Annotated in this window: 16 protein-coding genes; 10 read left to right on the plus strand and 6 right to left on the minus strand. The window is 29.2% G+C overall.

The annotated features are described in order from the left end of the window. Positions 1-66: 66 nt before the first annotated feature. The gene (locus ETU08_RS10805) at positions 67-378 is read right to left on the minus strand and encodes a hypothetical protein (RefSeq protein ID WP_260391091.1); all 312 of its coding nucleotides are present in this window, start codon (positions 376-378) and stop codon (positions 67-69) included. Between the two features lie 223 nt (positions 379-601). Here ETU08_RS10805 and purB point away from each other — a divergent pair, with 223 nt between their 5' ends. The 5 genes from purB to rpiB all read left to right on the plus strand — a co-directional run bounded on the left by purB (position 602) and on the right by rpiB (position 4,547). After that, the gene (gene purB, locus ETU08_RS10810; protein ID WP_146263038.1) at positions 602-2,029 is read left to right on the plus strand and encodes an adenylosuccinate lyase; all 1,428 of its coding nucleotides are present in this window, start codon (positions 602-604) and stop codon (positions 2,027-2,029) included. Next, positions 2,029-2,502, plus strand: coding sequence for a 23S rRNA (pseudouridine(1915)-N(3))-methyltransferase RlmH (gene rlmH, locus ETU08_RS10815; RefSeq protein WP_146263039.1), 474 nt, complete (start codon positions 2,029-2,031; stop codon positions 2,500-2,502). Before purB ends, rlmH begins: the two co-directional genes overlap by 1 nt. Further along, entirely contained in the window at positions 2,495-3,304 is an 810-nt protein-coding gene (locus ETU08_RS10820) for a CPBP family intramembrane glutamic endopeptidase (RefSeq protein WP_146263040.1), read from the plus strand. The genes rlmH and ETU08_RS10820 overlap by 8 nt, the downstream gene beginning before the upstream one ends. After that, entirely contained in the window at positions 3,289-3,876 is a 588-nt protein-coding gene (gene rdgB / locus ETU08_RS10825) for an RdgB/HAM1 family non-canonical purine NTP pyrophosphatase (RefSeq protein ID WP_146263041.1), read from the plus strand. The genes ETU08_RS10820 and rdgB overlap by 16 nt, the downstream gene beginning before the upstream one ends. Positions 3,877-4,088: 212 nt before the next feature. Next, positions 4,089-4,547, plus strand: coding sequence for a ribose 5-phosphate isomerase B (gene rpiB, locus ETU08_RS10830; RefSeq protein ID WP_146263042.1), 459 nt, complete (start codon positions 4,089-4,091; stop codon positions 4,545-4,547). 71 nt (positions 4,548-4,618) lie between these two features. On the opposite strand, the gene ETU08_RS10835 is transcribed toward rpiB, so the two are convergent. Beyond that, entirely contained in the window at positions 4,619-4,942 is a 324-nt protein-coding gene (locus tag ETU08_RS10835) for a zinc ribbon domain-containing protein YjdM (RefSeq protein WP_146263043.1), read from the minus strand. A gap of 216 nt (positions 4,943-5,158) precedes the next feature. Here ETU08_RS10835 and proB point away from each other — a divergent pair, with 216 nt between their 5' ends. After that, positions 5,159-6,235: a glutamate 5-kinase gene (gene proB, locus ETU08_RS10840; RefSeq protein WP_146263044.1), complete on the plus strand. Its 1,077-nt coding sequence runs from the start codon at positions 5,159-5,161 to the stop codon at positions 6,233-6,235. Positions 6,236-6,239: 4 nt separating this feature from the next. Beyond that, positions 6,240-7,490, plus strand: a complete 1,251-nt coding sequence (locus ETU08_RS10845) for a glutamate-5-semialdehyde dehydrogenase (protein WP_146263045.1) — start codon at positions 6,240-6,242, stop codon at positions 7,488-7,490. A 27-nt stretch (positions 7,491-7,517) separates the two neighbouring features. Here the strand turns inward: ETU08_RS10845 and ETU08_RS10850 are convergent, their stop codons facing one another. Further along, positions 7,518-8,180 (minus strand): hypothetical protein, encoded by a 663-nt coding sequence (locus ETU08_RS10850; RefSeq protein WP_146263046.1) that lies wholly within the window; start codon positions 8,178-8,180, stop codon positions 7,518-7,520. 204 nt (positions 8,181-8,384) lie between these two features. Here ETU08_RS10850 and ETU08_RS10855 point away from each other — a divergent pair, with 204 nt between their 5' ends. After that, positions 8,385-10,559 (plus strand): helix-turn-helix domain-containing protein, encoded by a 2,175-nt coding sequence (locus ETU08_RS10855; RefSeq protein ID WP_146263047.1) that lies wholly within the window; start codon positions 8,385-8,387, stop codon positions 10,557-10,559. A 46-nt stretch (positions 10,560-10,605) separates the two neighbouring features. Here the strand turns inward: ETU08_RS10855 and ETU08_RS10860 are convergent, their stop codons facing one another. Beyond that, positions 10,606-11,304 (minus strand): OmpA family protein, encoded by a 699-nt coding sequence (locus ETU08_RS10860; RefSeq protein ID WP_146263048.1) that lies wholly within the window; start codon positions 11,302-11,304, stop codon positions 10,606-10,608. A gap of 194 nt (positions 11,305-11,498) precedes the next feature. Between ETU08_RS10860 and ETU08_RS10865 the strand changes: the two genes are divergently transcribed. Beyond that, entirely contained in the window at positions 11,499-12,713 is a 1,215-nt protein-coding gene (locus tag ETU08_RS10865) for an RsmB/NOP family class I SAM-dependent RNA methyltransferase (RefSeq protein WP_146263049.1), read from the plus strand. Between the two features lie 88 nt (positions 12,714-12,801). Here the strand turns inward: ETU08_RS10865 and coaE are convergent, their stop codons facing one another. Continuing rightward, on the minus strand, positions 12,802-13,401 hold the full coding sequence (gene coaE, locus ETU08_RS10870) for a dephospho-CoA kinase (RefSeq protein WP_146263050.1): 600 nt from the start codon (positions 13,399-13,401) through the stop codon (positions 12,802-12,804). A gap of 1 nt (position 13,402) precedes the next feature. Further along, complete coding sequence (trhA, locus tag ETU08_RS10875) at positions 13,403-14,035, minus strand: PAQR family membrane homeostasis protein TrhA (RefSeq protein ID WP_146263051.1); 633 nt, start codon at positions 14,033-14,035, stop codon at positions 13,403-13,405. Between the two features lie 117 nt (positions 14,036-14,152). Between trhA and ETU08_RS10880 the strand changes: the two genes are divergently transcribed. Then, the gene (locus ETU08_RS10880) at positions 14,153-15,028 is read left to right on the plus strand and encodes a carbon-nitrogen hydrolase (protein ID WP_146263052.1); all 876 of its coding nucleotides are present in this window, start codon (positions 14,153-14,155) and stop codon (positions 15,026-15,028) included. Positions 15,029-15,036: the final 8 nt, after the last annotated feature.

Here is a 15,036-nt window from a genome sequence, read left to right on the forward strand (position 1 = left end):
ACTTAAAAAATTTTTATCTAAAAGAAAATTAATCAATATTTCAATTTAAATATCAAAACAGATAATTTAAAAATCTTCAATCAATTTCTCGTCTTCAAAATATTGTATAATAGCTTTTTTTATCAGTAGCATTTGTTCATTGGATTTTAAATCCGGTAGTTCTTCTAAAGTTATATAATGCGGCCATCCATCATCGTCAAACCTATCAAACTTATAATAACCAAAAGGCTCTAACAATCGACAAACGGCAATGTGTATTAAATTCATCTTATCATCTTTTTTATAGCGTCTATACCCACCGCCAAATTCCTGAAGACCTATTAAAAAAATAATAGTATTTAGATCAGGGGTCTCATCTTGATTAAATTTTATTTTCATAAAATTTTCAATTTTAGACCATCTTTTCATTTCATTCATAAAAACATATCATAATTCATTTTCGTATCAAATTTATAAATAAAATGTGAGTATTGATTAAAATCTAGTTTTCGTTTATATTTCAATGTTTATACAAAAGGATTGCAAAGTGAAATGAAGAATACTTAATAAATTTGATTATTTTTGAATTCTATTTTAACACTTACAGACATATAAAAATATAATGAACAAATATCAAAACCCTTTAGAAAGTCGTTATTGCAGTGATGAAATGTTATATAATTTTTCTCCTGAAAAAAAATTTACGACTTGGAGAAAGTTATGGATTGCTTTAGCAGAAATTGAGAAAGAACTAGGACTTGATATCACAGACGAACAAATCAAGGAGTTAAAAGATAACATTAGCCCCATTGATTTTGCTAAAGCAAATGAATATGAAAAGAAGTTCCGTCACGATGTTATGGCTCATGTTCATACTTATGGTGACGTTGCCCCTAAAGCAAGACCTATAATACACTTGGGAGCTACTTCTGCCTTTGTAGGTGATAATACTGATTTAATTCAAATTAAGGATGGATTGGAATTAGTTAAAAAGAAACTTATAAACGTTATAAAAGGTCTTCACGATTTTGCTTTAAAGTATAAAGATCTTCCTACCCTAGGTTTTACCCATTATCAACCGGCACAACTTACTACCGTAGGTAAAAGAGCCACCCTATGGCTACAATCTGCTTTGTTAGATTTAGAAGAATTGGATTTTCGTATTGAAACTTTAAGATTTAGAGGAGTTAAAGGTACTACTGGAACTGCGGCAAGTTTTAAAGAGTTGTTTGATGGTGATTTTAATAAAGTAAAAGAATTAGACAGAAAACTATCTAAACGTTTTGGTTTTACGCATGTTTTTAAAGTTAGTGGACAAACCTACGATAGAAAAATTGATGCTCAAGCTTTAAATATTTTATCTAATATAGCACAATCCGCACATAAATTCACCAATGACCTAAGACTACTTCAAAATCTAAAAGAAATTGAAGAACCTTTTGAAAAAAACCAAATAGGTTCCAGCGCAATGGCATATAAAAGAAATCCTATGCGTTCAGAACGTATAGCCTCATTAGCTAAGTTTGTAATTTCATTAGCAAGTTCTCCTGCAATGGTTGCTTCTACTCAATGGTTTGAAAGAACCTTAGATGATTCTGCAAATAAGCGATTAAGCCTACCGCAAGCCTTTTTAGCTATTGATGCTATTTTAATTATATGGAATAATATTTTAGATGGAATTGTGGTATATCCTAAAATGATTGAAAAGCATATTCAAGAAGAATTACCGTTTATGGCTACCGAATACATTATTATGGAAGGTGTTAAAAACGGTGGTGACAGACAAGAATTACATGAAATTATTAGAACTCACTCCATGGAAGCAGGTAAACAAGTGAAAATAGAAGGAAAAAATAATGATTTAATAGAACGAATTATTGCTGATTCAAGAGTAAATATTGATAAAGATAAATTATTGAATTTATTAAACCCATCTAATTTTATTGGGTTTGCTCCTGAACAAACTGAAGAATTTTTAGATGGTGAAGTAAATCCTATATTAAATAAATACAAAGACCTGCTTGGTATTGATACCGACTTAAAAGTTTAATGAAAATTACCCTATTAGCCATCGGTAAGACAAACTCTAAGGAACTTATAAATTTAATTAAAAGTTTAGAAAAACGCTTGCCTAGCTTTATTAAATTTGAAAGGAAAGAATTACCGGACATAAAAAATGCAAAAAACCTTTCTGAGAATGAATTAAAAAATGCAGAAGCAGATTTAATTATTTCCCAGCTTGAACCCAACGATGTTGTTTACCTTCTTGATGAAAAGGGGGTAGAATATACTTCCATGGAGTTCTCCCTATTAATGGATCAACACATGAACAATTCCGTAAAACATCTAGTTTTTTGTATTGGGGGCGCTTGGGGATTTTCTCAAAAAATGTACAGTCTTAATCCGCACAAAATAGCCTTGTCCAAAATGACATTTACACACCAAATGGTACGTTTATTTTTCGTTGAACAACTGTATAGAGCTTTTAGTATTTTGCAAGGAAAACCTTACCACAATGAATAATTATTTAAAACTAAACGGATACGAGATTGCTTTATATCTAATAATCTTTTTTATAGGAGGAAACCTTATAGGAGCAATTTTAGGAGGAGTAGCTCTCTTCCTTAATATTAATACCTATGTGGTTATCCCTATAGCTACCCTTTTAAGTTATGGTTTAGTCTATTTTAGCTATTCTAATTTTAAAAAACAATCAAAAAAAGAAATTTTTAAAATAAATTATTCGTTAAAAAATTTCAAATATTTCCCTTTAATTCTTATTATATTTATTGGACAATTTTTTATTTCTGAATTTATATCAAGTTTAATTCCTACCGAAGGTAAAATCTTTGGAAAATTATATCAAACCATGTCCTATGGATTGCTTGGAAACTTTGAAAAATACCCTTGGATCACTTTTTTCTCAATCTGTATATTAGCCCCATTCTTAGAAGAAATCTTTTTTCGAGGTTTTTTACTGAAAGGTATGCTTAACAACCAAGTTAAACCCTACAAAGCCATAATTATTTCTGCATTGTTATTTGGAGGCATACACTTTTATCCTTGGCAAATCGTTGGCGGATTTTTTGCAGGTATAGTTTTAGGCTTATCTTTTTATAAAACAGGTTCTTTGTTAATATGCACTCTATTACATTTTTTAAATAATTTTTTAGGCTTTCTATTATTTATGAAATACCATCAATTAGAAATGCCAACCCTAGGGTTAAATGAATATTTAACCTTTTTCATCGGCATATTAATAGTTATATTTTTCGGATATATTTATTTAAAACAGACAAAAAATTACGAATGGAGATCCTTTTAGCAACACAAAACGAACATAAAAAAGAAGAAATTATTAACATCCTCCCACAGAATTTTAATCTTAAAACATTTAACGACTACAATTTTAAAGGTGAGATTGAAGAAAGTGGAAAAACTTTTGAGGAAAATGCTTATATAAAAGCAAAATTTGGATTCGACTTTACAAATATCCCCTGTTTTGCAGACGATAGTGGATTAGTGATTGAGGCATTAAACGGTGAACCTGGAATATATTCCGCAAGATATGCAGGAACAGGTTCATTTAACGATAATATAGCCAAAGTTCTTAAAAATTTGGAAGCTCATTCCAATAGAAACGCTTACTTTATAAGTGTGATTTGCTGGGTTTTTAAGAATGAGGTTCAATACTTTGAAGGGAAAATTCATGGTACAATTTCAGAAAATATAAGAGGTGAAAATGGATTTGGTTACGATCCTATTTTTATTCCTAACGGCTATGATATTAGCTTTTCTGAATTCCCACCGGCACAAAAGAATTTAATTAGCCATAGAGCCATCGCTTTAAATAAATTTACCAATTTTCTAAATCAAAAATTAGGTATTAATAAATAAAAACTCTTTAAATACTTTCGATTTCGAAATTAATATTTGAACGCTAAATAACTAATTAACAAATACTTATTTTTAAATAATACTAAAAATAAATATATTTCATTTAAATATCATAAATATTATTTCGTATTTTATTGTTTTGTTATGATATAGTAATTAAATTTGTTGTAGTGTATAACATAAATCGTTCAATTAAATAAAATATTAAAAAAATGAATAAGAAAAAAATAGCCATAGGTTGTGACGAAGCTGCCTATGATTTAAAAGTAGTTTTAAAAGATCATTTAGAAAAACTAGGTTATGAAGTAAAAGACTTTGGCGCTAATAAAGGTGAAGTTGTTTTATATCCTGATGTAGCAGCCAGCGTTGCTAAAGCAGTGGCTGCAGGAGAATTTGAAAGAGCTGTATTAACCTGTGGAACAGGAATTGGTATGGCTATAACTGCAAATAAAATCCCTGGAGTTAGAGCTGCGGTATGCCATGATTCATTCTCAGCACAAAGAGCTAGAAAAAGCAATGATGCACAAATTATTTGTTTTGGAGAAAGAGTGATAGGCGTTGAACTAGCTAAAAACTTATTGGATATTTGGTTAGAATCTGAATTTAGTGGCGGAGGATCTGCCCCTAAAGTACAACGTATCTGTGACTACGAAGCTGAATATAATAAATAGTAAAATGATTATTTTTTAACATAAGTAAAAAGCCGGAAATTCCGGCTTTTTGCTTTTAAATTTATCTGAAATTATTTCTTTAAAAAACAGGTTTTTAAAACAATACTAGATCCGTCAATTTTACAATCAACTTCATCAGAATTTTCGGTTAACCTTATACTTTTTACTTTAGTACCTCTTTTTATAACCATTGAAGAACCTTTTACTTTTAAATCTTTAATTACAGTTACCGCATCCCCATCTTTTAGCTCAGCACCATTACTATCTAAAGGTATGCTAGAAACTTCATTCTCTTCTCCTGACCATTCAAAAAAACAATCGGGGCAAACATTAGACGTACCATCAAAATAAACATTTTCTTGGGAACATTTAGGACAATTAAGAATATCTGTCATTGTATATCTTTTAACTTAGAAGGCAAATATACTTTATTTAAACAGTATCTGCAAACCACTAAAATTATATATTTTATAACAATTATAAAAAATAATTAATGCTTATAATATGTAAATAGATTCTACGATTTCCATATAATAAATAAATTTTAAAATAATTAATTAACACAACCAATATGTTGCTAAATTTGTTCCTACAGTTACTCTATATTAAATATGAAAGGTAGGATAGTAATTAAAATTGGTAGTCAAATATTAACTAAAAAAGACGGTACCCTAAATGTAACACAAATGTCTTCTCTAGTAGATCAATTGGCTCAATTACATAAAGATAATTACGAGATTATATTAGTTTCTTCGGGTGCTGTAGCAGCTGGAAAGTCTGAAATTCAACCTAAATTTAAATTAGATAGCGTCTCTTCCCGACAATTATTTTCCACCATTGGGCAAGTTAAATTAATTCAGAGATATTACGATCTATTTAAACAATATAACATTGTTTGTGGACAAATATTAGCAACTAAGGACGATTTTTCTACCCGCAAGCACTATTTAAATCAAAGAAATTGCATGAAAGTGATGATAGACAACGGGATTATTCCTATTGTAAATGAAAATGATGCCATTTCAGTAAATGAATTAATGTTTACGGATAACGATGAACTTTCGGGACTTGTAGCAACTATGATGAATTGTAGTAAACTGATAATACTAAGCAATATAGACGGAATATATACAGGGAATCCCAGCAATCCGGAATCATCTTTAATAGAGAAAATTTATCCAGGAGATGATCATATTAAACAATATATTCAAACAACCAAGTCATCAGCCGGACGCGGAGGAATGAAATCTAAATATAATATTGCAAAAAAAGTGGCAGAGGAAGGAGTTGAAGTAATCATAGCTAATGGGGAAACTTCAAACATTTTGATTGATCTATTAAACAATAATGCTATTAAATCCACTACTTTTATTACTTCTAAAAAAAGTACCTCAAACATAAAAAAATGGATTGCCCATTCCGAAGATTTTTCTAAGGGTAAGATTTATATAAATGCCGGTGCTAAAGATGCTCTACTTGGAAATAAAGCGATTAGTATATTACCCGTAGGGGTAGTTAAAATAACTGGGGAATTTGAAGAGGGAGATATTGTTGAAATTTTAGATGAAAATGAAAATTCTATTGGTGTAGGTTGTAGTTCTTATACTAGTAACAAAGCTAAAAATTGTATTGGACTAAACAATTTGAAACCTATTATCCATTATGATTATTTATACATAGGCAAATAAAATTATGAAAGAGAACTTTAACCACATATTTAAAAATTCAGTACAAGCAAGTAAAGAATTAAGCTTACTTTGCGAATCAACTATAAATGAAATTTTAAATCTTCTTGCAAAAGAAACAGAAAATAATATAGATTATATTCTTTCTGAAAACAAGAAAGATACAGATAAAATGCCGATCACTAATCCTAAATATGATCGTTTACTTTTAAATCAATCTAGAATTGAGAATATTATTGAGGATCTAAAAAATGTAGCAAAACTCCCCTATCCTGTTGGTTATAATTTTTTTGAAAAGAAATTAAACAACGGTTTAATAATATCAAAAGTTTCTGTTCCTTTCGGGGTTGTTGGTATTATCTACGAAGCTAGGCCCAATGTAAGTTTTGATGTTTTTTCACTTTGCTTAAAATCTGGCAATGCCTGCTTATTAAAAGGTGGCTCAGACGCTTATCATTCTAATCAATCCATTGTTAATATTATTAAAAAAGTACTAGAAAAAACAAATGTAAATTCAGATGTCTGTACCCTTTTACCTACGGATAGATCTGCCACTGATGCTTTACTAAATGCAAATAGGTATGTGGATCTGGTAATACCTAGGGGAGGAAAAGAACTCATTGAATACGTAAGAAAAAATTCACTTGTTCCTGTAATTGAAACCGGAGCAGGGGTTTGTCATACCTATTTTCATGAAGATGGTAAGGTAGAATTTGGTGAAAAAATTATACATAATGCTAAAACTAGAAAAGTAAGTGTTTGCAACTCCTTGGATTGTTTAATTATTGATGAGAGCAGAATAAATGATTTACCAAAACTTTGCGAAAGTTTGGTAAATGAAAAAGTAATCATTTATGCGGATGATGCTTCTTACAAAGCTTTATTAAACACATACCCGCAATCTCTTCTAACAAATGCAGATGAACAAAGTTTTGGTACTGAATTTTTAGACTATAAAATGTCAATAAAAACGGTAAAAGGTTTGGATGAAGCCATTGAACATATAAATATGTATAGTTCTAAACATAGTGAAACTATAATTAGTGAGAATTTAGAAGCCATACATAAATTTGAAACCTTGGTAGATTCTGCTTGTATATATTCAAACGCTTCAACAGCTTTTACAGATGGTGCACAATTTGATCTTGGCGCTGAAATTGGTATTAGTACCCAAAAAATGCATGCTAGGGGCCCTATGGCTCTAAAGGAATTATGTACATATAAATGGATAATTAAAGGGAATGGACAGATAAGATAATTTTATTGGATTCGTAATTTGAATCGTTTATTTCATAATTATATACCATACCTCACCCAATCTACCAAATGCTACTTCTCTTCCACCATAGAAGGTGGTCCATTCTGCTAATAGATTATCTGCAGTTACTTGGTAATCAGATTCTTTAGCGTCTTTTTTAAATATTTTTTTCCACACAGAAAATAGATCATTAAAATTTCCCCAAACATTACTGAAAGTATAGGAGCTGTCAGAAGGGTTTTTTCTAAATTCTATATCCATACAATCCGCACATGTTTTTTTTGCGTGATATTCTTCTTTATTTGTTGCATTCTTAGGAATATATCTAAAAGTAAAAGATTCCGCTCCTTCTTTAGATCTTTTCTCTAAATAAGAATATTTTGACTTTGAAGATTTAATGATTCTTTCTGCAAATATTTGTGGATCTTCATTTATTGCAATGAGAATTGAGGATTCTTGATTAGTTTCTATTTGGTCATAACTTTCATCTAAATTTTCATCGGAAACTTTCATTGTTTTTTTAGAGTATTTTTGTCCGTATCTTAAAGGTACCTTTACACCTTCTTCATTTTCATAATATTTATTTCTTTTAATTGTAAAATCCTTTTCATCCAAAGAATTTTGAGTTTGTGAGTAGGCAGATACAGAAAACAATGCAACTATAAAATATATAAGATTTTTCCTCATCATAAAAATTAAACTACTTGTATTAACTTTTAAAATAACAATTTATTATAGTTAATTAAACTATGATATGATTTATTTTTTAATAATTGTGCGAATAACCTGTCAAATATATTTAAAATTTAACAATTGTATAATTCAATTTTGAGATGCTACACAACGAAGATACAACTCATATAACACTATATTTGTATACAAAGCTTTAATAAAATGGAAAAAACTATAGATGAAAATAAGAATTTAGAACAAGAACTAGCTTATAAACTCATTTGTTATACCCATAAAAATATTTTCATTACAGGTAAAGCAGGCACAGGAAAAACTACTTTTCTAAAAAACTTAAAAGAAAAGTCAGAGAAAAACACGGTTATTGCTGCTCCCACAGGTATAGCATCAATCAATGCAGGAGGAGTTACACTACATTCATTATTTTTATTGCCACTCACTAGTTTTATACCTGTAAATCATGTCAATGAAGATCGAAATATAGCAATTACCAAACAAGAAGCTTTCCAACATTTTAAGTATAACAAAGAAAAAAGAAAACTTTTAACTGAATTAGAATTATTGATTATTGATGAGGTCTCAATGCTTAGAGCAGATATTTTAGACGCTATCAATTGGGCTTTACAAAGTGTTAGAAAAAGTTTGCAACCCTTTGGCGGAGTACAAATCGTAATGATTGGAGATATGTATCAGCTTCCCCCAGTAATAAAAGAGGAACAATGGAAAATTTTAAAAAATTATTATAAAAGTTTATTCTTTTTTGATGCCTTAGTCCTACAAAATAATCAACCCATTTGTATAGAATTTAAAAAAATTTATCGGCAAGCAGACCCTGTTTTCATAAATTTATTAAATGCAATACGATACCAGGATTATGATTCCATAGATTTTAATTTACTGCAAAAAAGATATAATCCAAATTTTAATCCAGAACATTTTGGATATATCACTTTAACCACTCACAATCATTTAGCAGATTCCATAAACCAAAAAGCTTTAGAGAAAATTGAAAACCCTATTCACTATTTTGATGCCATTATAGACGGAACTTTTCCTGAAAACTCCTATCCTACCGAAGCTGAACTTATTTTAAAAGAAGGAACCCAAATCATGTTTATAAGAAATGATAGTTCCGGAGAACGCAGGTATTTCAATGGAAAGATTGGAATCATTGAAAAAATTGAAGATTTTGATATTTATATACGTTTTGAGAATCAAAAGGATTTATTAAAACTTGAACATGAAGTCTGGAAAAATATTAGATACATTGTTGATAATGAAACTGGAAAAATTAAAGAAGAAGAATTAGGATCCTTTTCGCAATTCCCTATTCGATTGGCATGGGCAATAACCATACACAAAAGCCAGGGATTGACGTTTGATAAGGTTATTATAGATGCAGGCAAATCATTTGCTTCAGGGCAAGTCTATGTTGCTTTAAGTAGATGTAGAACTTTAGAAGGAATTATATTAAAATCATTAATACAAAATTCGAACATCATCCAAGATATAAAGATTAAAGAATTCCAAGAACAAATGTGGAATTTAAATGAGTTAGAGGAAACTTTAGAGAAAGAAAAATATGCCTATGCATTAGATAATTTATTTAAAACTATAAGTTTAAAAGAACTAACGACAGAAATTAATGAATGGAAAAAAATTACAATTGAAAAGAATATTCCTGAGAAAGAAAGTGTTCTAGAACTAATATCTTCTATAGACGAAACCTTAAATTACCTACAAATTGTTTTGTATAAATTTGAAACTACTATTTACCAATGGTTTAATAAATATAAAGACCTGTCTTTAAAAATTGAAATTTGGAATAAAATAAAAACAAGAAGCATTAGTGCAGTTGAATTTTTTATTGAAGAATTATTCACCAAAGTTTGGAAGCCTATACTTAGTCATTATTTAGAGTATAAAAATAAATCAAGAATTACACAATATTTAAGATTCGTTGAAGAAATTGAAGAAAGTTTAAAGAATAAAATTAAGCAAATATCTATTGCTAAACTTATTGATGATCGTCTAAGTTATAAAGATATCATTTTTATTTCTGATAGTGGAAAAACGGTTTCAAAAGAAAAAAATAATACTGTAGAAATAACTTTAGAATTACTTAATCAAGGAAAATCAATAGACGAGATAGCCAAAGAAAGAAATCTCAGTATTTCAACTATAAGCAATCATGTATCACGACTTATTTCACAAAATAAAGTATCCGTATTCAACTTTATATCAAAAGAAAAATATGAAAAAATAGAAAACGAAATCAAAAAAATGGAAAATATAGAACTAAAATTATTAAAAGAAATTTTGGGAGATAATTATTCCTATGATGAAATTAAATATGTTCGAAGCAATTTAAGCAAATAAAAAAAGCTGTTATTACTCTAACAGCTTTACAACTTATCTTTTAAATTTATTTCTTAGTAACGCGAATATCCACACGTCTATTTTTTGCTTTACATTCTGGAGTATCATTACTTGGACAAACCGGGTGTTGTGGACCGTATCCTTCCGAAGATACTTGAGAGGTAGAAATTCCTAACTTAACCAACTCATCTTCAACCTTTTTTGCTCTCTCCGCAGAAACTTTATTGTTAATTTCTTCGCTACCTGTATTATCAGTATAACCACCCACTTTCACTATTGCATTAGGAAAAGCTTTTAAAATTTCTGCAATATTTTTCACCTGTTTGCTTGATTCATTTGTTAATGTTGCAGAACCCGTATTAAAGTATACTCTATCTAAAGTAATCCAACCTTTAGTTTTATCAGTTTCATCTACTGAAATGCTTGAATCACTTAAAAAATTGAATAATTTAGATTCTGTAGAGTTATTACCCACACCTTCCAACTTTATATTATTTGGCAAAGTTATGGCAGAAATTTCACCAGTATCATATATAAAATTACCAGCAGAATCCAATTTACCAACAATAGTTTCTTTTACTAATAACTGTTCTGAAGATAAGGAATCAGATTTTGAAGTTGTTGATGATGTGGCCGTAGCAGAATGATTGGTATTTTTATCACATTTACAACTAACAGTTGTTAGAACCAAAGCAAGTGCACCAAAATTTAGTAATGCTAATCTTTTTAATTTAATTTTTCTCATAATTTTTAATCTTTTAAAAGGCTAATTTATATAAAATCTTTCTTATAAACATGAATTATTCTACATGAATATATGGGTTAAAATTTAAATAAAATAGATACACACTTTTGTCAATTTAATGTTCATTCATTAAATTGAATCTATTATTCAATCTTAACTTATATATTTGTAATTGGATTTGTTTGCAACAAAGTATGGATAATAAAAAAATAAAGACTCATAGAAATTTAATTCAAGGATTGGAACAAGCGATAAAAACAAGTTTTTTTGAGCCTGACAAGTATGCGGATAAAGTTTTAGAAAGACTTTTAAAACTTAACAAAAAATGGGGAAGTAAAGATCGAGGTTTTGTCTCCGAGTCTTTTTACGAGATCATTCGATGGAAAAGACAACTCGAATTTTATGCAAATCGAGAAATGAAAGACGATAATATATATTTTATTATAGCTACTTATTTGCTGCTTAATAAGCAAGAAATCCCTCCTTTTCCAGAATTCGAAAAAATTTATATTAAGAAAATAAAAGAACGCTTTAAAAAACCTTTTCCTTCTCGAGCCGTTGAATTTTCAATTCCTGATTGGTTACAATCTCGAATGGAAAATGAACTGGGTTCGAGTTGGATATATGAAATGAAAGCTCTTAATATTCCAGCTTCTACTATTATAAGGGTTAATACCCTAAAAACTCATGCAGATGAATTACAAAAAAGTTTAGAAGAAGAAAAAGTTGCAACTAATTTTATTCAAGGCTATAAAGATGCTTTAGTACTGGAAAGAAAACAAAACATTTTTAAAACAAAGGCTTTTCAAGATGGTTTATTTGAGGTTCAGGATGCTTCTTCACAGTTGGTAGGAGAATTCCTTGAAGTTAAACCAGGAATGAGAGTTATTGATTCATGCGCAGGCGCAGGTGGTAAAACCTTGCATTTAGCAGCACTTATGGAAAACAAGGGGCAAATACTAGCCTTAGATATTCATGAGTGGAAATTACAAACCCTTAAGCAAAGAGCTAGAAGAAACGGTGCGCATAATATTCAAACGAAAGCTGTTACAGATTCTAAAATTTTAAAACGTTTGGAAAATACTGCTGATCGAGTACTTATAGATGCACCTTGTTCTGGATTAGGCGTTTTAAGAAGAAATCCGGATGCTAAATGGAAACTAAACAATGAGTTTATATATAGAATTATTGATGAACAAAAGCAAATTTTACAAAACAATTCTAAACTTGTTAAAAAAAATGGATACTTAGTTTATGCCACCTGTTCCATTTTGCCTTCTGAAAACTCACATCAAGTTGAAAATTTTCTAAGTAAAAATCCCGATTTTGAATTAATTGATGAAAAGAAAATAATGCCTTCTACCAGTAATTTTGATGGTTTTTATATGGCTAAAATAGTTCGTAAATAATATTTTTTCAAAAGACCAGATATTAAAGAATATTCAAAAGCCAAAACTCCTTATTGGATTTTTGAATTTTTAAAACACCTACTTTGAATTAAACATTTAATTTAAAGTAGGTTTTTAGTTTTTCAATTGTATTTTGGACTTGACTCTTTAAATTTTCTAAATCTGCATCATTAACTATACAAAAATTAGTCAAATTTTTAATTTTTTCTTGGCTCCATTGATTTTTTAATCGATCATTAATTTCTCTTAAAGACCAACCATCTCTTTGCATAATTCTTTTCAAGCGAATCTTTTCACTTGCTATTACTGCAATAGTGGCATCGCAACCTAAATATGAACCACTTTCAAACAAAATAGCTGATTCTTTTATACAAATTTTACTTTCTTGTGTAGATATCCATTTGGCAAAATCATTTTTAACGGCTTCATGAACAATTAAATTTTGTTTTCTTAATAATTCGGGATTTGAAAATATTTGGTCGGCAATGAATTTTCTATTTAAATCATCACCAATATAAGCATTAGGTCCTAGTAAATCTATAATTTTAGATTTCAATTGACAATCTTGAATCATTAAAATTTTTGCATTAGAATCAGAATTGTATACAGGATACCCTTGCTCATTAAATATATTAGCAACAGTTGATTTTCCAACTCCCATACCTCCGGTTAATCCAACAATAAACATCTTATACAAGAGAATCAACCATAAAAAAATGTGAAATGCTTCCTCCTAAGACAAATAAATGCCAAATAAAATGAGAATATGGAATTTTTTCAATAACATAAAAAATTGTACCTAAACTATATAATAATCCGCCAATGATTAAGAAGATTAATGCTTGAAGGCTCATTAAATCAATTATGTTTCTAATATCAAAAATAATTAACCAGCCCATGGATAAATAAAGTAACAAAGAAAGCTTATCAACTTTACCCGTTAAAAATATTTTCAATATTATTCCAAGAGCTGCAATGGACCATACAATCGTAAATAATAACCAACCAGAACTTTTTTCGAGGGTTATTAAACAAACAGGAGTGTAAGTACCAGCAATCAAAAGAAAAATGCTCATATGGTCTAAAATCCTAGCTCTGTTTTTTAGTTTTCCACTTTCTAAATAATGATAAAAAGTTGAAGATAAAAAAAGTGCAATCATTGAAACCCCATATATCCATATACTAATTGTACTAAAATCAGTATTTTTTTTATTTTTGAATAAAAGATATATTAAACCAAATATTCCAAATAAAACACCTGCTGCATGAGAAATCGTGTTTAAAATTTCTTCTTTATTTCTATTTAATTTTATAAGTTTCATTTAAAAAATTCTAGAATTTTAAATATTAAATATAGAATATTTTTAATATAAATTTACTATTTAAATGAAATAAAAAAAATTACTGTATTTTTGCCAAGACATTTATCTTAAATAATTATGGCAAAAATAAAAATTGGATTAGTACAATCAAGTTGCTCCAATAATATTGAAAATAATATTAATAAAGCTATTGAAGGAATAAAGATGGCTGCTAAAGATGGGGCACAAATAGTATGTCTTCAAGAATTATTTTCTTCTCTATATTTTTGCGATATCGAAGATTATGATAATTTTAAGTTAGCTGAGCCTATCCCTGGTCCAACTACAGATAAACTTACCCAAATTGCTAAAGAATTAAAAGTTGTAATTATAGCTTCATTATTTGAAAAAAGATCCCAAGGACTTTATCATAATACTACTGCTGTTTTAGACGCGGATGGTACTTATTTAGGAAAATATAGAAAAATGCATATTCCCGATGATCCAGCTTTTTATGAAAAATTTTATTTCACTCCTGGAGATTTAGGGTACAAAGTATTTCATACGAAATATGCAAAAATAGGAGTTCTAATATGCTGGGATCAATGGTATCCAGAAGCATCGCGAATTACCTCACTCATGGGTGCAGACATTCTCTTTTATCCTACAGCCATTGGTTGGGCTTCTACTCAAGATGAAGGTACCAACACAGAACAGTATAATGCTTGGCAAACTATACAAAGAAGTCATGCTATAGCCAATGGTGTACATACTGTTAGTGTAAATCGTGTGGGTTATGAACAAGAGGGTGCAATGAAATTTTGGGGAGGATCTTTCGTCTCGAATCCGTTGGGATCAATTCTATACCAAGCTTCACATGATCATGAGGAGGTTAAAGTTATAGAAATTGATACTGAAAAATCAGACAGTTATAGAGTTCATTGGCCATTTCTGAGAGATCGAAGAATTGATTCTTACCAACCCATATGTAAAAGATTTATAGACGAAGATTAAGTGATTAT

This window comes from Apibacter muscae, assembly GCF_007845635.1.
In the GTDB taxonomy this organism is placed as follows: Bacteria; Bacteroidota; Bacteroidia; order Flavobacteriales; family Weeksellaceae; genus Apibacter; species Apibacter muscae.